Source organism: Butyricicoccus porcorum (genome assembly GCF_002157465.1).
GTDB lineage: Bacteria > Bacillota > Clostridia > Oscillospirales > Butyricicoccaceae > Butyricicoccus_A > Butyricicoccus_A porcorum.
Window position 1 is genome coordinate 59077 of the sequence record NZ_NHOC01000006.1, and the last position, 20500, is coordinate 79576.

A 20500-nucleotide genomic window follows, 5' to 3' on the forward strand; every position below is an offset into this window, starting at 1 on the left:
CAATCATTATGGATTTTACAATAAAGGAACGCTATCAGTTTGAGGATCTGCTGAAGATCATGGAAATTCTGCGGAGTGAAAATGGCTGTATGTGGGATCGGGCGCAGGATCATCACAGCATCCGCCGCAACTTCATTGAGGAGACCTATGAGGTCTGTGAGGCGATTGATAACGAGGATGTCGATCTGCTCCGGGAGGAGTTGGGCGATGTGCTGCTTCAGGTCGTTTTTCACACCCGTATCGAGGAGGAAAAGGGGACATTCAACATCGACGATGTCGCGGACGGCATCTGTAAAAAGCTGATTTATCGTCATCCACATATTTTTGGCAGCGTAGATGTCGCGTCCACTGAGGAAATCCTCAACAATTGGGATGCGCTCAAAAAGGTAGAAAAAGGGCAGAAGAGCACGACGGACACGCTCAACAGTGTTGCGCGCAGTCTGCCCGCCCTGATTCGTGCGGAGAAAGTGCAGTACAAGGCAGCGAAGGTTGGCTTTGACTGGGATGACATCCGCGGCGCGCTGGACAAGGTACAGGAGGAGCTGGATGAAGTAAAGCGTGCAGTAAATGGTGACGGCGATCTGCCTGAAGAGATCGGCGATCTGCTGTTTGCCGCTGTCAATGTCGCACGTTTTGCGGATACCGATCCGGAGGGTGCCTTGAATGCGACGACGGAAAAATTCATCCGCCGTTTTTCCTATGTTGAACGCGTAGCAGCGGCGCAGGGAAAGAAACTGGAAGACATGACGCTGCGCGAAATGGATGCTCTCTGGGACGAGGGAAAGAGCAGGGAATGAAAAAGTCTGAATTTGCCGCAATGGTTGCCGAACGCGCCGGCATCCGCAAAAAAGATGCGGAGTATATCGTCGATCTGACATTCCGCTGCCTGAGCGATGCGCTGGCACAGGGAGAACGGGTTTCTGTGAGTGGTTTCGGTGTATTTGAGACCCGGGAGCGCGCTGCGCGTACCGGGCGTGTGCCGTCTACCGGCGAACAGATTGAAATACCTGCGGCACAGGTTCCCGTATTTAAGCCTGCGAAACAGCTGAAAGAGAAGGTAAATCCGTCCTGAGATTAAACGGGTATCCAGCACGTTTACACAGGTGTCCGGGAGAAAATAAGACAATATATCCATTTCACTGCGTGGATGCCGATAAATATGCAAATGTGGCTGCTTTCTTCGAGAAAGCAGCCACATTTTTTCTGACAAAATATAATGAGTTGGAAAGGACGATGGAAGCGATGACGATGTTCCTATACGGTATACGGAAGATCCCCGCACAATCAGCCTAACGCCACATCCAGTATCATCATGATGCTGAAACCTGCGGCAAAACACACAGTCCCTACATTGGAATGCTGTCCTGCGGACATTTCCGGGATCAGCTCTTCTACAACGACATAGAGCATGGCTCCGGCTGCAAAACTGAGCAGATATGGCATTGACGGAACCAACAGACTGGCTGCTGCGATGGTCAGAAGGGAACCGATTGGCTCTACAATGCCGGACAGGGCACCATAGGAAAAGGCTTTTCGTTTCCTGACACCCTCCGCCCACAGCGGCATGGAGATGATTGCACCCTCCGGAAAGTTCTGGATCGCAATGCCGAGTGACAGTGCCAGGGCACCCATGACCGAGATACCGGTATTCCCGGTCAGATAACCGGCGTAAACTACACCTACTGCCATTCCTTCCGGAATATTGTGCAGCGTTACCGCGAGCACCAGCATTGTTGTGCGCTGCAAATTGCTTTTCGGACCTTCCGCCTGATCTGCATTCCGATGCAGATGGGGAATCACATGATCCAGCAGAAGCAAAAATAAAATACCGAGCCAAAATCCTGCAGCAGCTGGGAAAAACGACCATTTCCCCATATGTTCCGCCTGATCCAACGCCGGAATCAGCAGGCTCCAGATGGAGGCTGCCACCATAACGCCTGCCGCGAAGCCGGACAGGGCTCTTTGTAAACGGTCACTCATGGCATTTTTTAAAAAGAATACACAGGCCGAACCGGAAACGGTCCCCAAAAAGGGGAGAAATATCCCCTGTAAAAGCTGTAATGTCATGGATTTCCCTGCCTTTCCTATCAATATCTGTATGAAAGCAATCAGCGTCCCCGAAAAGACAATTCATGAAGACGAAATCTTGATTAGTAAGTGCTAATTAAAATAATCATAGCATTGAGTTGCCTGTTTGTCAATAACGCAGTCCCGCTTACTTATCTGAAACGGAGATAACATAATGATGATGAACAAACGGCTGATCGGTGCGGTCAGCGAAAGCAAAAAGTATATCGCCGGAAATGTAGCCCTGCAATGGTGTTCGCTGGCGGCCAATATCGCTATGATTGGGGTGATCTGTCAACTGCTGGAACAGATGTACCGGGGCAGTGCCGGAAGCAAGGATCTTTTTACTGCGGTTGTGATTGCCATCAGCGCAGTGGTGATCCAGTTTGTATGTAATATAGGGTGTGCGCGGATGGGATATCTGTCCAGCCGGGCGGTGAAAAAGATCCTGCGGGAGAAAATCTATCAAAAGCTTTTGCAGCTGGGCAGCGCTTATAAGGAACAGGTTCAGACCTCTGAAGTGGTACAGGTGGCGGTAGAAGGTGTGGATCAGTTGGAGACATATTTCGGTGCATATCTGCCCCGGTTTTTTTATGCTATGCTGGCGCCGCTGACGCTGTTCCTCGTGCTGTGCTTCGTAAATGTTCCCCCCGCAATTGTATTGCTGGTGTGCGTGCCTCTGATTCCCATTGCCATTGCTGCAGTGCAAACCTGGGCGAAAAAGCTGTTGAGTAAATATTGGAACCAGTATACGGCCCTCGGTGACACATTTCTGGAAAATTTGCAGGGTTTAACCACGCTGAAAATTTATCAGGCGGATGCGTTTAAAAACCGGGAGATGAACGCGGAGTCGGAAAAATTCCGCCGCATCACCATGAAGGTGCTGACGATGCAGCTCAATTCCATCACCATTATGGATCTGATCGCCTATGGCGGTGCAGCAGCGGGGATTGTCATGGCGGTGACGCAGTTCCAGGCTGGCCATGTGGGATTGGGCGGCTGCCTTGCGATTATCCTGCTTGCCGCCGATTTCTTTATTCCCATGCGTCAGCTGGGCAGCTTTTTCCACATTGCCATGAACGGTATGGCGGCATCGGATAAGATTTTCCGGCTGCTGGATCTGCCGGAACCAGAGCAGAAAACCGGATCAGTCCCTGACAACTGTTCGATATGCTGTCAAAACCTGCATTTTTCTTATGAGCCGGAGCGGGAGATTTTAAAGGGTATTGACCTGTCTTTCCCCAAGGGCAGTTTTACCGCTATCGTGGGGGAAAGCGGCTGTGGCAAGTCCACGGCTGCATCTATCCTTATGGGAAGAAACAGAAGTTATGTCGGCTCCATTGCTGTAGGTGGCGTGCCGCTCTCGGAAATTTCAGAAGAGAGTCTTCTGAAAAACTTTACTTATGTCAGCCATCAGAGCTACCTGTTCAAAGGGACTGTCCGGGAAAATCTGCGGATGGGATGTCCTGATGCCGGAGAAGATTCCATGTGGAATGTGCTGGAACAGGTGAACCTGGCGGATTTTCTGCGAGGGGAGCAAGGGCTTGATACCCAGCTTGCGGAAAAGGCATCCAATCTTTCGGGAGGACAGTGTCAGCGACTTGCTCTGGCAAGAGCATTACTCCACGACAGTCCGGTATATTTCTTCGATGAAGCCACTTCTAATATTGATGTGGAAAGTGAAAATGATATTATGACTCAGATTCATACGTTAGCGAAAACCAAGACCGTTATTCTGATTTCCCACCGTCTTGCCAATGTCGCCGATGCGGACCGTATCTATGTAATGGATAGCGGCAGGGTGGTGGAAAACGGCACGCATGAGCAGCTTCTTTCCGCAGGCAGCTACTATGCCAGATTATGGAACGCTCAGCAGGCTCTGGAGAATTACGGAAGGGAGGCACTGGCATGAAAAGAAGTGGATTTACCGTGATGCGAAAGCTCATCGGGTTGGTAAAGCCCCTGACGGCATATATGATTCTCGCCATTGCCATGGGACTGATCGGTCATTTATGTGCTGCATTTCTCACTGTTTTTGGCGGATATGCCGTGCTGAATGTTTTGGGATTTGAAACGTCTCTGAATCTGACAGTTTTGTTTGCGAGTATGGCGGTATTTGCGTTGTTGCGGGCAGCGCTGCGCTATGGAGAGCAGGCTTGCAACCATTTTATTGCGTTCAAACTGTTGGCTCTGATCCGGGATCGGGTATTTCAGGCGCTGCGCCGTCTGTGCCCTGCCAAACTGGAAGGCAAAGATAAAGGCAATTTGGTTTCTGTTATTACTTCGGACATCGAGCTGCTGGAGGTGTTCTATGCCCACACCATCTCTCCGGCCGCCATTGCAACCCTGTTTTCTATGATTTTGTGCCTGTTTATCGGGCAGTATCATTGGAGCCTGGGGTTGCTGGCTCTGGCTGCTTATCTGATGGTGGGCGTGGTGGTGCCGCTTATCACATCCAAATACAGCGGAAACGATGGCATGAGATTCCGCACCCGGTCGGGCGATCTGAGCAGTTTTGTGCTGGACAGCCTTCGGGGATTGGCAGAGACCCAGCAGTACGGTCAGGGAGAAAAGCGGTTGGCAGAAATGAACCGTCGCACCAATGCACTTGCCGGAGACGAGGAACGCATGAAGCGAACTGCAGGCCGCAATACTGCTTGTACCAATACCATTATTCTGGCATTTGATCTGGCAATGCTTTTTGCTTCCGCCGGACTCTGTCAACAGCACTTGGTTGGTTTTGACGGCATTTTGATTCCTACTGTGGCGTTGATGAGTTCGTTTGGTCCCGTGGTTGCCCTGGCAAATCTGGGCAGCACACTGCAAAATACCTTCGCAGCAGGCAATCGGGTACTGGATATTCTAGAGGAAACGCCAGTGGCAAAGGAAGTTACGGGGCACGCTGACATTGCATTTACCGGTGCAGATGCCCAAAATGTATACTTTGCCTATGGAGAAGAGACCATTTTGCATGATGTTTCTGTAACGATTCCACGCAATCAGATTGTTGGCATTGTGGGACGCAGCGGCAGCGGCAAATCCACCCTGTTAAAGCTGTTCATGCGTTTCTGGGAAGTGCAGAAGGGACAGGTCAGTTTGTCCGGGCACACAGTAAACGATATCAACACTGCGAATTTACGCAACATGGAGAGCTTTGTCACGCAGGAAACTCATCTGTTTCATGACAGCATTAAAAATAATCTGCGGATTGCCAGACTGAATGCCACCGATGAGGAAATTGTCACAGCCTGCAAAAAGGCCTCTGTTCACGATTTCATCATGACATTGCCAAAGGGATATGACACTCCGGTGGGTGAGTTGGGTGATACCTTGTCCGGTGGTGAGCGCCAGCGGCTGGGGCTCGCAAGAGCTTTTCTGCACGATGCTCCGTTTTTGCTGCTGGATGAGCCGACCAGCAATCTGGATAGCCTGAATGAGGCGGGAATCCTTCGCTCCCAGCGGGAGGAGGGACAGGACAAAACCGTTGTGCTGGTATCGCATCGGGCTTCTACTATGCGGATTGCGGACAAGGTTTATTCCGTTGAGCATGGGAGGATGAGCTGATGGATATCCAGACCAGGCGGGAGCGGGAGAAGGCACTTGTCTTTCAGATGATTGCCCTGTACTGCAAAAAGAATCACGGCGGCCGGAAGTTGTGTTCCGACTGTGCTGCGTTGGATGCTTATGCACGGCAATGCAGCGATACATGCCCCTTTATGGAGAACAAAACCTTCTGTTCCAACTGCAAAGTGCATTGCTATCAGCCGGAAATGCGCGAAAAAATCCGTGAAGTCATGCGGTTTTCCGGACCGCGAATGATGTTTCGTCACCCGATCACAGTGGTGCGGCATGTCGTGGAAACACAAAAAGAAAAGAGACGATTGGAGAATAAAAAATGAACATCAAAAAGATTGTGTATCGTATATTGGGTTGTCTGGGTGTGGGACTGGGTGCTCTGGGGGAAGTGCTGCCTCTGCTTCCGGCATTTCCCTTTTTGTTGCTGGCGGCCTTCTGCTTTGGAAAAAGCTCTGACCGGCTCCATACCTGGTTTATTGGAACCAGACTTTATAAGGACAATCTGGAAAGCTATGTACAGGGGAAGGGAATGACCAGAAAAACCAAAATCCGTATTATGGTCACGGTGACTATCCTGATGAGCATCGGCTTTATCCTGATGCATCAGGTTCCTGTGGGATGCATTGTACTGGCCTGCGTATGGGTATTTCATCTCATTTACTTTCTTTTTGGTGTCAAGACCTTGCAGTCAGAGAAAACGGGAGAGCTGGCGGATTGATTGCGGCTCGGAGGATATGCCCATTTCTTTTGCGGATGCATAATCTCTGGCTGTCTTTCCTTTCCGGTTGCTGATAGAATGATATCCCCCTCTTGATGTGGTGTTTGTTATCCTGCATCAGGGGGGATTTTGTTGGATTCATTTTTTATCACGTATCATTTTACAAAAGTGAGCATAATTTTATCTTTCTTTTTTCCCGGATTATGGTATAATAAAAAACGTATATCGCAAAAATGACCTGATACAGCCTGGGGAGCAGGAGGATCCATCACAGGCTGGAAAAACAGGCGATTAAAAGAAAGATAGAAGAATATATCAGCAGACCGGTACAGAGCAATTGTGATGGAATGCATACTCGTAAAAAGAACGGATCGATATCTGCTGATTTATATCATACCAGGGGGTGGGGACCGTGCCAGAAAAAGAAAAAAATCGTTTTAGCCAGATATTAGAACAGCTGATGAATCTGGCCGAGATCAAGAATGCAGCGCTGGCCAAGGCACTGCAATATGATGTCAGCTATATCAGTAAGTGGATCAGTGGGCGGATGCTTCCGGCCGAAAAAACAAAGCGGAATGTGCTGCAGCGGATCAGCAGTGAGATTGTCCGGCTGAGTTCCGCAGTGGGGATTGAAACGCTGTATGAAACTTATCAGGTTGCAAATAAAAGAGATTTGGAACAAGTCATTTTCGACAATCTGGAGGCGGAATATGACTATGTACAGGACATGCAAAGGCTATATGGCTCCTCTGTCGCACCAAAAACCATTTTCTTTGTCGATCTGAACCCGGCACAGTATATTTCCAAAATGCATCATCCGGTTCTCCGACGGGTGAGCAGGCTGTATATTATGGCGCAGATGGATTTGCTTGCACTGGCACATGAATACAGAATCCAGATTATTCAGGGAAATATCCCGCGCGGGCCGTATCATTCCTATCCCGATGTTCATTTTTCACTGATGATTGATCTGTCGCCGGATAAAATAGATCCTATTTATGATCCGATTTTCCTGATTAACATGATGAAGGAAGAGGCGGGTCTTGACTTTCATTTATACAAAGGAAAGCAGGCTGCCGGGCGGATGCTTTTTACAGTAAAAGATGATTTCATGATAAGCGGCATACTGACGGCTCCCAACCGCTGCATGTCGGTAACTGTCAGCAGCGAAGCAGATAACTGCAATCCATTGTATGACAGCATTCGTAATCTGTGCACCAGAGAAATGCTGCTGTATCGTGATACAACCATGGCGGACATGGTCAACGGAAACGGTTACATCCGTTCCATACTTGCACTGCATCAACGCTGGATGATCGGCCAGATGACAGAGCATTTCCTGCCGGATGATCTGTTCGAGGAACTGCTGGAACAGACAGAAATCGAAGCAGAAGAGGGGCTTGACAAGGAAATGCTGCGGAATCTCCACCGGCTTACAAAAAAAGCCATGGAGGAAACCCGCATTAAAGTCATCTTCCATCGCATTGCCTTTTCCAATCTGGCGGTCGAAAGTGAGATTGATTTTTTTGACCACAAAATTTCCCTGACTTTACAACAGAGAATACGGTATCTGAAGTATTTACTGGAGCTGTGTACAGAGCAGGACACAATGCATTTCCGGCTGATCCATGAAAGCCCGGTGCCCGATTTTCAGTATGCCGTCACACAGAGTATTTTTCTGTCGGATACCTTTTGTTATATGAGATTGAATACGGAAAATGGCAAGAACAACCTTGCTGTTCTGAATCATCCGGAGATGAAAATGATCTTTGAACGGTTCTTTGAAATCATCTGGTCAGATCAAGATGATATGAGCCTTTCCGACCACGAGGAAATTGCGTCCTTTATTCGACAGATGATACATAGAACTGAAATAATTGCCAGTATAAATACAGAAAACGCCTCGGATTTGCTGGAATACTGTTAATGAACTGGAAAAATATAGTGTAAAATAACACAAACCAGCGCTGCCTTGATGTTGTCATTTGGACAACAACAGGCAGCTTTTTCTTGTGAAAAAGCTGCGATTGGGAATTTGTCCATTTTATTCAATTTTATTCCTGCGTTTTTGTGATAAACTGTTTATGGCAGAAAAATAGAAATTTTCTGGCAACAAGAGAGCGGGAAGTCTCTCTGAAAAGAAAGGGGAACATTTGATGAACAGAACATTAACAGGAAAGCCGAGCGTAGACCGTCCGTGGATGCAGTATTATCCGACGGAGATGGTTGAGGGACTCAGAGTTCCGGAAAGCACCGTATGTGAATATTTAAAAGAACAGTGTCCAGGGGAATCTGTCGTAGCGATGCATTATTATGGGACAGATATCACATGGCATGAGGTATATGAACAGGTTGACAAAACAGCGCGTGCGCTCAGAGCAATCGGATTCGGCGAGGGGGATGAGATTCCGGTATTCCTGCGCGCTGTACCGGAATTTATGTACCTTCTGCTGGCAGCGGAGCAGATCGGTGCCTCGCTGCTTTGCCGCGACAATACCATTGAAGAAAATGTCGCAGCTGTCAAAAAATCGGGCGCTAAAATGATTTTTGCCCATGATTTTTTATCCCATAAAAACTTCAATGCGTACCGCACTGGTGCCGGAATCCGCGGAGCCGTTCTGTTGAGTCCTCTGCACAGTGCAAACCGAATGAAAATACCGGATTATTGTTGGAACTACCTGGATTCTCTGTATACAAGTCATCCCGCCTATGGTCCGTGTACAATATCCTGGGATGAATTCTTGAAGCTCGGAGAAGATTTTGAAGGTGTCGTTGCGGCACCGCGCGACATCAACCGTCCGCTGTTCCGCGCCTATACCAGCGGCTCGACCGGCCCCTCTAAGCAGGTGATCCATTCCGCCTACACCATGCTTGCAATCGTTCAGCAGATGAATTTTTATGGTGCATCCAGTCAGTTCCGTCCGACGTGGCTGATGACCCATCTGACACCGGCGCTCGTCGCAGTTGTCGTTTCCATGCTGCTGATGCCGCTCGCATCCAATAAGCTGCTGATTCTGTCACCGTTTGTCGATGTAAACGATGTTGACCTCGAACTCATGCGGTATTGTCCGAACTGCTGGCCGCATATTCCGATGTTTATTGAGCTGGTCATGCGCAATGGCCGTGTACCGGATGATTATGACCTTTCGCATCTGATTTCGGCAGGAGCCGGCTGTGAGGCATACAATAATATTCAGCTCAAGCGCGCACAGAAATTCCTGGATGACCACAACTGTCATGTTCGGTATACGACTGGTTATGGCTGTAGTGAAGCCGGTTCGAATATGACGCTGCCGATGACGGCACAGCCGATCGGAAACGGCAATGTTGGCGTACCGCTGCCGCTGACGGATATTTCGGTTTTCAAGCCGGGCACAGATAAGGAATTGACTTACAACACGGTGGGAGAAATCTGTCAGTGCGGCCCGGGCACGATGCTCGGATATGATGATCCGGTAGCAACTGCAAAGGTAATTAAGCTGCATTCGGACGGCAGACGTTGGCTGCATACCGGTGACATCGGGTATATGACAGAGGATGGAACCATTTATACATTGACCAGAGGCTGTGCAACCCGCTATGGAGGCGGCGAGCTCGCGACGCTGCCGATGGAAAATCGTCTGGCAGATGCGGAAATCGAAGGAATCGATGATGAATTCTTCGTCATCACGGAGGATCCGGAGCATCATCATTGCTTTGTTCCATACCTCTTTGTTGTATTAAACGATGGTTACACCGTCGATGATATCAAAGATGCGGTCGCTGCATGTCTGGAGGACTACATGCAGCCGGTAGATATCATTGTTTTACCGGAACGCCCGTTCTTCCATTACAAGACCAATCGCATTGGACTGAGAGAAGATATTCGCAACGGAACATTTGACAAAAACTAAAATGAATCGCACACAGGACAGGGTTTCCCTGCCCTGTGTTGCATTGCGGGATAACCATGTGCGTGATTTCATGCTGTGATACCAAAACCCGGCGCAGAGATTACGTAAATCAAAAGACAGCCCGCCGAAGGAAGAAACTTCCCTCGGCGGGCTGTTTTGCGTCGCCAGACCTGACGGTTGAGGCTATACGATCCGCTGCGCTGTTCTGCTCAATGGAATAAAATTCCGTCCACATCTGCAATGGAATCGGGGGCAGGTTTTCCCGATTCGTGTTGGATTGTTTATCGGAGAGATGTATGGAGAGAATTACACGATACAGGATAGGAGGAAAAACAGAACAAAATCAGAACCGAAAGCCGATTACAGATAGAAGGAATAGGAAAGGAAGAATGTGGTTCTGGCTTTCGGCATCCGCAAAAGTGGGGAAACAGAAATGAATTCTGTTTTGCGGTTATACATCCAGCAGAGACATGGCAGCTTCGTCTGCAACAAATGTTACATCGTTATGCAGCTGTAAAATGGAGGCAGGCAACGCCGGCGTGATGGGGCCATGCAGCGCCTGCTTCAGCGCATTGGCCTTGCTCTCGCCGCTGACAATCACAAGGATTTTTTTTGCCTGCATGATGCTCTTAATACCCATGGAGTACGCCTGACGCGGTACATCCTCAATGCGGGAGAAGAAGCGCTTGTTTGCTTCAATGGTGCTCTCCGTCAGGTCGACGCAATGTGTTTCCTGCTCAAACACGGCACCCGGCTCATTGAAACCGATGTGTCCGTTGCTGCCGAGTCCGAGCAGCTGCAAATCGATACCACCTGCCTGCGCGATAATCTGATTATATTCAGCGCAGGCTTTTTCTGTGTCCTGCGCCAGACCATCCGGGACGAAGGTGCGGGATTTGTTGATATTGACATGGTTGAACAGATGGGTATCCATAAAGTAGCGATAGCTCTGTTCGTTGTCCGGCCCAAGTCCCTTATATTCGTCCAGGTTGATGCTTGTGACTTTAGAAAAATCAAGATCTCCCTTGTTGTACCATTCGACCAGCTGCTCATATGTGCCGATCGGGGAAGAGCCGGTCGCCAGTCCGAGTACACAGTTTGGCTTCATGATGACCTGTGCGGAGATAATATTGGCAGCCTTACGGCTCATGTCCTGATAGTCCTTTGCCTTGTAAATAATCATAAGTTGGTCTCCTTTGATTGGCATGTAAAGTTGGTATTTACTTGCGGAATATTCCTGTCTTTTAGTATAATCATCCGCAAATTAAATGCAATATCCACGTAAAAGGCAGAAAGAAGTCTCAAAAAATTGTGCAAATCTCCTAAAAAGCGCGCGCGAAAATCGGTCGTTTCAAAGGAGAATTTAAGAAAAGTGTGAAAGTACTTTCTGAACAGTTTGAAAATATTGAAATTTCTTTTGCAAAAGATATACTGAAACCATCGATCAAGGAGGCGATGACAATGAATGAGAGAGTAGAAACACTGAGAGGGAAGCTGATCGTATCCTGTCAGGCTCTTCCGCATGAACCGTTGCATTCTTCTTATATTATGGGACGAATGGCACTGGCGGCCAGAGAGGGTGGCGCATGTGGCATTCGGGCAAATACAAAAGAAGACATTCTGGAGATTCAGTCACAGGTAGATCTTCCGATCATCGGTATTGTCAAGCGGGATTACGCGGACAGTCGTGTGTACATCACGCCGACAATGAAGGAAGTCGATGAGCTGATGGAAGTAAAACCGGAGATTATCGCTGTCGATGCAACCGGACGCCTGCGCCCGAACGGTGTGACACTGGATGACTTCTTCCATGCAGTCAGGGAAAAGTATCCGGATCAGCTCTGGATGGCAGACTGTTCGACGGTAGAAGAAGCGCTGCATGCGGATGCACTGGGCTTTGACTTTATCGGCACAACAATGGTTGGCTATACCGAACAGAGCAAAGGGGCAAAAATTGAAGCGGATGATTTTGCGATTCTGCGCCGGATTCTTGCAAACGCAAAGCATCCGGTTATCGCGGAAGGCAACATCAATACACCGGAAAAAGCAAGACGTGTCATTGAGCTGGGCGCATTCAGCGTCGTGGTCGGTTCGATTATCACCCGGCCGCAGCTTATCACAAAAACATTTACAGAGGCATTAAAGTAGAGTCATTCTATTTTTATGTAAAAACAGTAAAGGAGCAGTAGATATGAAAAATCTGGACAAGTACAAGGGTGTTATCCCCGCATTTTATGCATGCTATGACAGCGAAGGGAATGTCAGCCCGGCGGGTGTGCAGGCACTGACAAAGTATTTTGTCGACAAGGGCGTGAAGGGCGTGTATGTCAACGGCTCATCCGGCGAGTGCATTTACCAGAGTGTGGAGGACAGAAAGATCATTCTGGAGAATGTGATGCAGGCGGCAGAGGGAAAGCTCACGGTTATCGCGCATGTTGCGTGCAACAACACGAAGGACAGCATGGAGCTGGCAAAGCATGCGGAAAGCGTTGGTGTCAATGCAATCGCAGCCATCCCGCCGATCTATTTCCATCTGCCGACATATGCCATTGCGAAGTACTGGAATGACATCAGTGCGGCGGCACCCAATACCGATTTTGTGATTTACAACATCCCGCAGCTCGCAGGTGTTGCACTGACGATGGATCTGTTCGCAGAAATGCGCAAAAATCCGCGCGTGATCGGTGTTAAGAATTCGTCTATGCCTGTTCAGGACATTCAGATGTTCAAGCAGGAAGCTGGCGAAGATTACATTATTTTCAATGGCCCCGATGAGCAGTTCATCAGCGGACGTGTCATCGGTGCGGAAGGCGCCATCGGCGGAACCTATGGTGTCATGCCGGAGCTCATTCTTGAGATGGATCAGGCTGTCAGAGCCGGAGACATGGAACGGGCTCGTGAAATCCAGTATGCAGTAAATGCCATTATTTATAAGATGTGTGCGGGACACGGCAGTATGTATGCTGTAATCAAGGAAATCCTCAAAATCAACGAGGGACTGGAGCTCGGCGGAGTCAGGGAACCGCTTCCGGCTCTGATTGACAGTGATATGGCAATTGTCACGGAAGCTGCACAGATGATCCGCGATGCAAAAGCGGCATTTCTGGCATAAAACATCGAGATTACAGTTTTTTGAGAGAGAATCAGGAGGAAAGGCATGCAAGGATTTACTATCGTTGACCTCGTCATCTTGATTGTATATCTTGGCGCAGTACTGCTCGCCGGTCTTCATTTCGCAAAAAAGGATATGAAGGGAAAAGAATACTTCAAGGGTGACGGCACCGTACCGTGGTGGGTTACATCCGTATCGATATTCGCAACCCTGTTGAGCCCAATTTCATTTTTGTCGCTGGCAGGAAATTCCTATGCGGGAACATGGATCATGTGGTTTGCCCAGCTGGGCATGCTGCTCGCTATCCCGCTCACCATCAAGTTCTTCTTACCGATTTACAGTAAGCTGGATATTGATACCGCATATCATTATCTGGAGCTTCGCTTTGGCAGCAAAGGACTTCGTGTGCTCGGCGCAATCATGTTTATCATCTATCAGGTTGGACGCATGTCAATTATCATGTATCTGCCGTGCATGGTGCTCGGCAATCTGACTGGCATCAGCGTCAATCTGCTCATTGTCATCATGGGTGTGATTGCCATTATCTATTCGTATACCGGCGGTCTGAAATCGGTACTTTGGACAGACTTTATCCAGGGCTCTGTTCTGCTGATTGGCGTTACAGCTTCGCTGGTGTTCCTGATTGCGCATATCAACGGCGGTTTTGGCGCGATTACAGAAGCGCTCACCACAGGCGGCAAATTCCTTGCGGCAGATCAGCCGATTTTTGACATCAATCTGCTCAAGGACAGCGTATTCCTGATGATTATTGGTGCAGGCTTTAATACCATGGGTTCTTATGTATCCAGCCAGGATATTGTACAGCGTTTTACAACCACGACAGATACGAAGAAGCTGAACAAGATGATGCTGACCAACGGTGCACTGTCTATCTTTATCGCAACCGTATTCTATCTGATCGGCACCGGTCTCTATGTCTTCTATCAGCAGAATGCACTGCCGCCGGCAGCTGCACAGGATCAGATCTTTGCATCGTATATCGCATTTGAGCTTCCGGTCGGCGTAACCGGTCTGCTGTTGGCAGCGATTTACGCAGCATCGCAGTCTACTCTGTCCACTGGACTGAACTCTGTTGCGGCAAGCTGGACACTGGATATTCAGGCACGCCTGACGAAGAAGGAACTCAGCTTTGAAAAGCAGACCAAAATTGGTCAGTATGTCTCTCTGATTGTCGGTATTTTTGCTATCGTTGTATCCATTGTACTGGCAAATGGCGGAATCAAGTCGGCATATGAGTGGTTCAATGGATTTATGGGTCTGGTACTTGGCATCCTGATCGGTACCTTTATCCTCGGCGCATTTACGAAGGTTGCCAATACCTTTGGTGCAACGCTGGCCTTTATCGCATCGTCTGCCGTCATGGTTGGTATTAAGTACTTCGCTCCCGCAGGAGCAGTATCCATTTGGTCTTATTCCATCATTTCCATTGCGGTATCTCTCGTTGTCGGTATTCCGGCAAGCATGATCTGGAGAAAGATCAAGGGCGACTACTCTGAACCGGCACCGAATACGACGATTTATCAGACGAAGGAGCATGCAGCATGATTTTTGGAAATATAAAAAATCTGGACGAGTATCCGTTCCTGGATCAGCAAATCAAAGCGTGTTTTGCCTATGCACAGTCGCATGATCTGTCGGACTATGAAACGGGCAGTTATGAAATCGATGGACAGCAGTTGTTTGTCAATATCGTTGCTTACACCACAACAGCACCGGAGAATCGTTTCTGGGAAGCGCATCAGCAGTATCTGGATCTGCATCTGATGCTGCATGGAACAGAACAGATTGACCTCAATTTCATTCAGAATATGCAGATGAAGGACTACGTGGAGAAGGACGATTTTGTACCGATGGACGGTGAAAAAAACAGCTCCGTGGTTCTCTGCGACGGCGATTTTCTGATCTGCTATCCGAGTGACGGACATCGCACCGCAGTAGCGGCAGGTGAGCCGGGCTCCTTAAAGAAGGCAATCTTTAAGATTCGCATCTAAATTACATACGCACGGGGAGGGCGAACGAGAATAATCCATCTGGTTCGCTCTCCTATGTTATGAATCATAACATATTGCGTATGGAATTACGACAGCGATTATTGTACACTATAATATAATACACAAAATTGTGTAGAGGTGCAGAGATGAAAAAGTATATCAGTATTGACATCGGGGGAACAGCAATGAAATATGGTGTCGTTACCGAAAATGCAGTGATTGTAACGCGCAGTGAAATGCCGACAGAAGCCTGGAAGGGCGGCCCTGCTATTCTGGAAAAGGTGACAGATATTGTCCGTCAAGCCTGTCAGACAGATGACATCTGTGGCATTTGCATTTCGACTGCGGGAATGGTTGACACGCAAAAAGGGGAAATTTTTTATTCTGCGCCGCTCATTCCGCAATATACCGGAACAAAATTCAAAGAAACGCTGGAACGACAATTTGGCATTCCCTGTGAAGTGGAAAATGATGTGAACTGTGCGGGACTGGCAGAGTACACATCCGGAGCCGCTCAGGGAAGCAGGCTGATGCTTATGCTGACAATTGGCACAGGGATCGGCGGATGTATCGTTATGAATGGAGAAGTATTTCACGGCTCTGCAAACAGTGCCTGTGAAGTCGGTTACATGCATCTGCGTGGCAGCGATTTTCAGACACTCGGGTCAGCAAGTGCGCTGACAAAAAAGGTTGCAAGCCGGAAGCAGGAACCGGAGGAAAACTGGAGCGGATACCGCATTTTTGAGCAGGCAGAGCAGGGAGATCTCCTCTGCTGCAATGCCATAGATGAAATGGTTGACGTGCTCGGACAGGGCATTGCCAATATCTGCTATGTGATCGATCCGGAAACTGTTGTCCTTGGTGGCGGCATTATGGCGCAGGAGGCATATCTGAGAGATAAAATACAGGCTTCCGTCAATCAGTATTTGATTGACAGCATTGCATCTCGCATAAAAATAACTTTTGCAAAACATAAAAATAATGCGGGAATGCTCGGCGCTTTTTATCATTTTAGAAATCGCCGCGAGGAATAAAAGAAAGGATTTCCAATGGAATATTATGTAAAGTCCGTCGTTCCAATTATCGAAAAAAATTACGATAAGTTTACCACTGTCGAAAAAAGCATCGCTGATTTCTTTATTCACAATCAGGAAAAGGTTGATTTGTCTTCCAAGGCAATGGCTGACAGGCTGTATGTATCGGAAGCATCCCTGTCCCGTTTTGCGCAGAAATGCGGCTATCGTGGATATCGGGAGTTTGTATATCAATACGAAGTGACTTTTGTGGAAAAGCAGGAATCTATGACCGGGAATACGCGGATGATTCTGAATTCGTATCAGGAACTGCTGAATAAGGCATATAGTCTCATCAATGAGGAACAGATTGCCCGCATCGGACAATACCTGAGCAGCGCGCGCCGCGTATTGGTTTGTGGGCGCGGAAGCTCTGGTCATGCTGCCGCAGAAATGGAACTGCGCTTTATGCGGATTGGTGTGGACATCGATTCATTGCAGGACAGCGATCTGATACGCATGCAGGCAGTGTTCCAGGACAAGAATAGTCTGGTTTTCGGTATCAGCATCAGCGGAGAGACAGAAGAAGTACTGTATCTGTTACAGGAAGCACGCAAACGAGGGGCGCGAACCGTGCTGATTACTGCGAAGAATGCAGAGGGTTTCCATGAATTCTGTACAGAGGTTATGGTTATGCCATCGCTACAATATCTGAATCATGGCAATGTAATTTCTCCGCAGTTTCCGATTCTCCTGATGCTGGATGTCATTTATTCGTATTACGCAGAATTGGATAAGGGAAAAAAAGAGCTCCTGCATGATGATACGCTGCGTGCACTCACGGATGGAAAATCCAAGCATCATACCATATTGTAAATCGGAGAGGAGGCAGGCAATGATTATTCAAAACGCAAAGGTTTATACAGAGCAAAAGACCTTTGCATGCAGAGAAATCCGGATACAAAACGATGTGTTTGCATCCGAAACAGACGATCCTACGGCAATCGATGCAGGGGGTTGTTATGCGATTCCTGGTTTGATTGACATGCACTTTCACGGCTGTATGGGGTATGATATCTGTGACGGAACGCAGGAAGCGATCTCACAGATTGCCGGGTATGAGGCATCGATCGGCGTTACTGCTATTGCGCCGGCGACCATGACACTTCCAGCCGATGAGCTGGAGCATATTCTTTCCGTTGCCGCTGCATATCGCAGAGAACCGGCAGCGGAGGGCGCTGATCTGGTTGGCATGAACATGGAAGGCCCATTTATCAGCAGGGTAAAAAAGGGTGCACAAGATGCGCGCAATATCATTCCATGCAATATCGGATGCTGTCAGCGTTTCCTCGATGCTTCGGACGGGCTGGTGAAGCTGATCGGTATTGCACCGGAGGAAAACCTTGATTTCCGTGCATTCATACAGCAGATGAAAGACAAGGTAACCATTTCGCTCGCACATACCAATGCAGATTATGACACTGCAATGGCGGCATTTTCTGCGGGAGCAAGTCATGTTGTACATTTATACAATGCCATGCCGCCCTTCACTCATCGGGAGCCGGGCGTGGTTGGTGCGGTATGTGATTGTGCACATGTAACGGCAGAGCTGATTTGTGATGGCGTGCACATTCATCCAGCTGTCGTGCGTGCGACCTTTGGTATGCTGGGAGCTGATCGTATTGTTTTGATTAGTGACAGCATGCGCGCTGCTGGTATGCCGGACGGGCGCTATACATTGGGCGGATTGGACGTCAACGTAACGGGCAACCGTGCGACATTGGTTTCAGATGGAGCACTGGCTGGTTCAGTCACCAATCTCATGGATTGTATGCGCATTGCAGTGAAACAAATGCATATCCCGCTGGAAACAGCAGTTGCCTGCGCGACAATGAATCCGGCGAAATGTCTGGGCGTATATGATAAGTACGGCTCGATTCAAATTGGCAAAAAGGCAAATGTTGTGCTGTTGGATGAAAAATTGAATCTTCAGGCCGTCATCAAGGACGGCAAAGTGCTGTAACTGTGTTTATGCAGTATGGTACAGATGAAATGGGAAATCCATTCCCCGGAATGAGACGCTATCTGGAAACAAAGAAGATCACAAATCTTTCGCAAGAGCTTCGACTTCTCAGATGCACCTTGGTAAGAACGGTAACAGGAGGTTGAGACACATGAAAAAGAATCGTTTGACAGCGATGGTACTGGCTGGAATTTTGATGGTTTCGATGGCAGGATGTGCCGGAGAGAAAAATACAGCGGCAGATGATGCGGCCGCTGCGCAGGGAAGTCAGACAGAGACCAGGGACGGAACAGTATCCAAAATTTTATGGGAGTTTGCGGGTGATCTCGCACCTCAGGAGGGCATGAAGACAAATAAGGGAACGGCAGGCATGCTGTCGGGTATTTCCAACGGATATGTTGTCGTCGGTGGCGGCGCGAATTTCCCGGAAGATGGCCCGGCACTCGGCGGCGCAAAAAAGTCCTACCCGGATATTTATGTATTGAAGCAGGAAGATGGTCAGCTGGTTGAGGTGAATCATACAACGCTGGATCATGAGATTTCGTATGGTGTTTCGATCACGACGGACGATGGCATTTATTATGTTGGCGGAAGTACGGCAGAAGGAAAGGGCAACCAGGTGCTGCTTGTAAAGGCGGATGATGCCGGAGAGATTACCGTCGATACCGTCGGCGAACTGCCATTTACATTTTCCGATGGCTTTGCGGCTCTGAAGGATCAGGTGCTCTATGTGGGAGCCGGAAAAATGGACGGACAGGCAACAAATCGTGTCGTCTCTCTGGATTTAAAAACAAAGAAGACAACAGAACTGGCAGCAATGCCGAATGAAGCCACGAGAACACAGTGTGTTTCGCAGCTGTTTGGAATTGTCAAGAAAAGTGCAGTCTAAAAACTCACAAATTTTAAGCAGCAGATGAATGATACATATTGTGGTAATGTGTCTTATAAACAGCGGGTGGAAGCCCTAAGGGATTCGACGTATATACTCGCTTCCGATTATAGTAGATAAACACATATCGAAAGATAATAGATTTAACCTCCGCCATTGGCATTCGGTAAGTAGGAATTCTATAGAGCAGTTCCTTCTTCAAAGTTGCGAAGAAGCTCTCCATTCGGGCGTTATCGTAGCAGTGTGCCACACCGCTTAAGCTCTGCAGCATACCATATTCAGAAAGTTTTTTCTTGAACGCCTCGCTGGTATACTGGCTTCCGCGATCGCTATGAAGTGTCGCGCCTCGAACCGGATACCGGCAGGCAACTGCCTTGAGTGTATTGATACAAAGTTCTTTTCGCATATTGTCATCCATCTGAAGAGAAAGAATCTCACCGTTAAAGCAATCCATAATCGGGGAAATATAGAGTTTTCCGTCCAGGCAGCCGATCTGCGTGATATCTGTCAGCAGTTTTTGATACGGGGTATCAGCCCGAAAATCCTGCTTGATCAGATTTTCCTCCTCTTGAATTTCGGTGGCAGCGCGTGTTAAACCATGCGGACGTCTGGGTCTGCCGTGAATCAGACCTTTTTCGTGCATAATTCGCCTGATTCTACGTTTTCCTGTGTGGAATCCGTTCTGCTCCAAGGCAAGCTGCATTCGTTCCACGCCGTAATTGTCATTATAATCGGATTCATTCATAATCCTGTCTATTGCCGCCGAAAGCGCGTCCTTAGACGGCTTACTGATTCTTCAGATATCGATAATATCCAGATTCGCTTACATGAAGAATTCTGCATAATAGTTCCACACTCCACTCCTTATCTGAATCTGTCTGTATAGAGTGGATAAAGCGGTATCGCTCATGTGCTTTTACTTTCTTCGGGCGCGCTGCGAAAAACCAGAGCCTCCTGAAGTATATCGTTAGCTCGTTGGAGCTCTTTGACTTCTTCTCCAGCTCAAGCATTCTTCGTTCCTGCTCGCTTGCCGGCAGTTGTTTATGACCACTTCCTACAAATGCCTGATCTCCGTATTTCTTTCGCTTACTCGCCAGGTTGTGACTATTGTAGGGATTCCAAGTGGTCAGCCGCCTTCTTTGCTCCGATTTCATCTGAGAGCTTCAATGTCTTCTTTAAAATCTTTATCGTAGCTTC

At 48.3% G+C, this 20500-nt stretch carries 19 protein-coding genes; 16 read left to right on the top strand and 3 right to left on the bottom strand.

The annotated features are described in order from the left end of the window. Positions 1–8 precede the first annotated feature (8 nt). Entirely contained in the window at positions 9–797 is a 789-nt protein-coding gene (gene mazG, locus CBW42_RS08450) for a nucleoside triphosphate pyrophosphohydrolase (protein WP_242969832.1), read from the top strand. Beyond that, on the top strand, positions 794–1072 hold the full coding sequence (locus CBW42_RS08455; RefSeq protein WP_087019950.1) for an HU family DNA-binding protein: 279 nt from the start codon (positions 794–796) through the stop codon (positions 1070–1072). Before mazG ends, CBW42_RS08455 begins: the two co-directional genes overlap by 4 nt. A 212-nt stretch (positions 1073–1284) precedes the next feature. On the opposite strand, the gene CBW42_RS08460 is transcribed toward CBW42_RS08455, so the two are convergent. Beyond that, a complete protein-coding gene (locus CBW42_RS08460; protein ID WP_087019953.1) occupies positions 1285–2067 on the bottom strand; it encodes a ZIP family metal transporter in 783 nt (260 codons plus the stop codon). A 178-nt stretch (positions 2068–2245) separates the two neighbouring features. On the opposite strand from CBW42_RS08460, the gene CBW42_RS08465 reads away from it, so the two are divergent. From CBW42_RS08465 to CBW42_RS08490, 6 genes are all read left to right on the top strand, one after another. Continuing rightward, the gene (locus CBW42_RS08465) at positions 2246–3979 is read left to right on the top strand and encodes an ABC transporter ATP-binding protein/permease (RefSeq protein WP_087020002.1); all 1734 of its coding nucleotides are present in this window, start codon (positions 2246–2248) and stop codon (positions 3977–3979) included. Then, on the top strand, positions 3976–5631 hold the full coding sequence (locus CBW42_RS08470) for an amino acid ABC transporter ATP-binding/permease protein (RefSeq protein WP_242969833.1): 1656 nt from the start codon (positions 3976–3978) through the stop codon (positions 5629–5631). Before CBW42_RS08465 ends, CBW42_RS08470 begins: the two co-directional genes overlap by 4 nt. Beyond that, positions 5631–5966, top strand: a complete 336-nt coding sequence (locus CBW42_RS08475; protein ID WP_087019956.1) for a nitrous oxide-stimulated promoter family protein — start codon at positions 5631–5633, stop codon at positions 5964–5966. The genes CBW42_RS08470 and CBW42_RS08475 overlap by 1 nt, the downstream gene beginning before the upstream one ends. Then, positions 5963–6361: a YbaN family protein gene (locus CBW42_RS08480; protein WP_087019959.1), complete on the top strand. Its 399-nt coding sequence runs from the start codon at positions 5963–5965 to the stop codon at positions 6359–6361. Before CBW42_RS08475 ends, CBW42_RS08480 begins: the two co-directional genes overlap by 4 nt. A gap of 412 nt (positions 6362–6773) precedes the next feature. Continuing rightward, a complete protein-coding gene (locus CBW42_RS08485) occupies positions 6774–8288 on the top strand; it encodes a hypothetical protein (RefSeq protein WP_087019961.1) in 1515 nt (504 codons plus the stop codon). Between the two features lie 229 nt (positions 8289–8517). Then, positions 8518–10254, top strand: coding sequence for a class I adenylate-forming enzyme family protein (locus CBW42_RS08490; protein WP_242969834.1), 1737 nt, complete (start codon positions 8518–8520; stop codon positions 10252–10254). A 451-nt stretch (positions 10255–10705) separates the two neighbouring features. Here the strand turns inward: CBW42_RS08490 and nagB are convergent, their stop codons facing one another. Next, the gene (nagB, locus tag CBW42_RS08495; protein WP_087019968.1) at positions 10706–11437 is read right to left on the bottom strand and encodes a glucosamine-6-phosphate deaminase; all 732 of its coding nucleotides are present in this window, start codon (positions 11435–11437) and stop codon (positions 10706–10708) included. Positions 11438–11715: 278 nt separating this feature from the next. Between nagB and CBW42_RS08500 the strand changes: the two genes are divergently transcribed. The 8 genes from CBW42_RS08500 to CBW42_RS08535 all read left to right on the top strand — a co-directional run bounded on the left by CBW42_RS08500 (position 11716) and on the right by CBW42_RS08535 (position 19303). Beyond that, positions 11716–12402: an N-acetylmannosamine-6-phosphate 2-epimerase gene (locus tag CBW42_RS08500; RefSeq protein WP_087020008.1), complete on the top strand. Its 687-nt coding sequence runs from the start codon at positions 11716–11718 to the stop codon at positions 12400–12402. Positions 12403–12445: 43 nt separating this feature from the next. Then, positions 12446–13366, top strand: a complete 921-nt coding sequence (locus CBW42_RS08505; RefSeq protein WP_087019970.1) for a dihydrodipicolinate synthase family protein — start codon at positions 12446–12448, stop codon at positions 13364–13366. A 45-nt stretch (positions 13367–13411) separates the two neighbouring features. Next, entirely contained in the window at positions 13412–14932 is a 1521-nt protein-coding gene (locus tag CBW42_RS08510) for a sodium:solute symporter (RefSeq protein ID WP_087019973.1), read from the top strand. Then, positions 14929–15378 (top strand): YhcH/YjgK/YiaL family protein, encoded by a 450-nt coding sequence (locus tag CBW42_RS08515; protein ID WP_087019976.1) that lies wholly within the window; start codon positions 14929–14931, stop codon positions 15376–15378. The genes CBW42_RS08510 and CBW42_RS08515 overlap by 4 nt, the downstream gene beginning before the upstream one ends. 146 nt (positions 15379–15524) lie before the next feature. Beyond that, complete coding sequence (locus CBW42_RS08520; protein WP_087019979.1) at positions 15525–16412, top strand: ROK family protein; 888 nt, start codon at positions 15525–15527, stop codon at positions 16410–16412. A gap of 15 nt (positions 16413–16427) precedes the next feature. Next, positions 16428–17267 carry a MurR/RpiR family transcriptional regulator gene (locus tag CBW42_RS08525; RefSeq protein ID WP_087019983.1) on the top strand — a complete coding sequence of 280 codons (840 nt, stop codon included), beginning with the start codon at positions 16428–16430 and terminating at the stop codon, positions 17265–17267. Positions 17268–17286: 19 nt separating this feature from the next. Next, positions 17287–18414 (top strand): N-acetylglucosamine-6-phosphate deacetylase, encoded by a 1128-nt coding sequence (gene nagA, locus CBW42_RS08530; protein WP_087019986.1) that lies wholly within the window; start codon positions 17287–17289, stop codon positions 18412–18414. A 151-nt stretch (positions 18415–18565) separates the two neighbouring features. Further along, entirely contained in the window at positions 18566–19303 is a 738-nt protein-coding gene (locus CBW42_RS08535; protein ID WP_087019989.1) for a hypothetical protein, read from the top strand. A 13-nt stretch (positions 19304–19316) separates the two neighbouring features. Here the strand turns inward: CBW42_RS08535 and CBW42_RS08540 are convergent, their stop codons facing one another. Beyond that, positions 19317–20096, bottom strand: coding sequence for an IS3 family transposase (locus tag CBW42_RS08540; protein WP_108721056.1), 780 nt, complete (start codon positions 20094–20096; stop codon positions 19317–19319). Between the last annotated feature and the right edge of the window lie 404 nt (positions 20097–20500).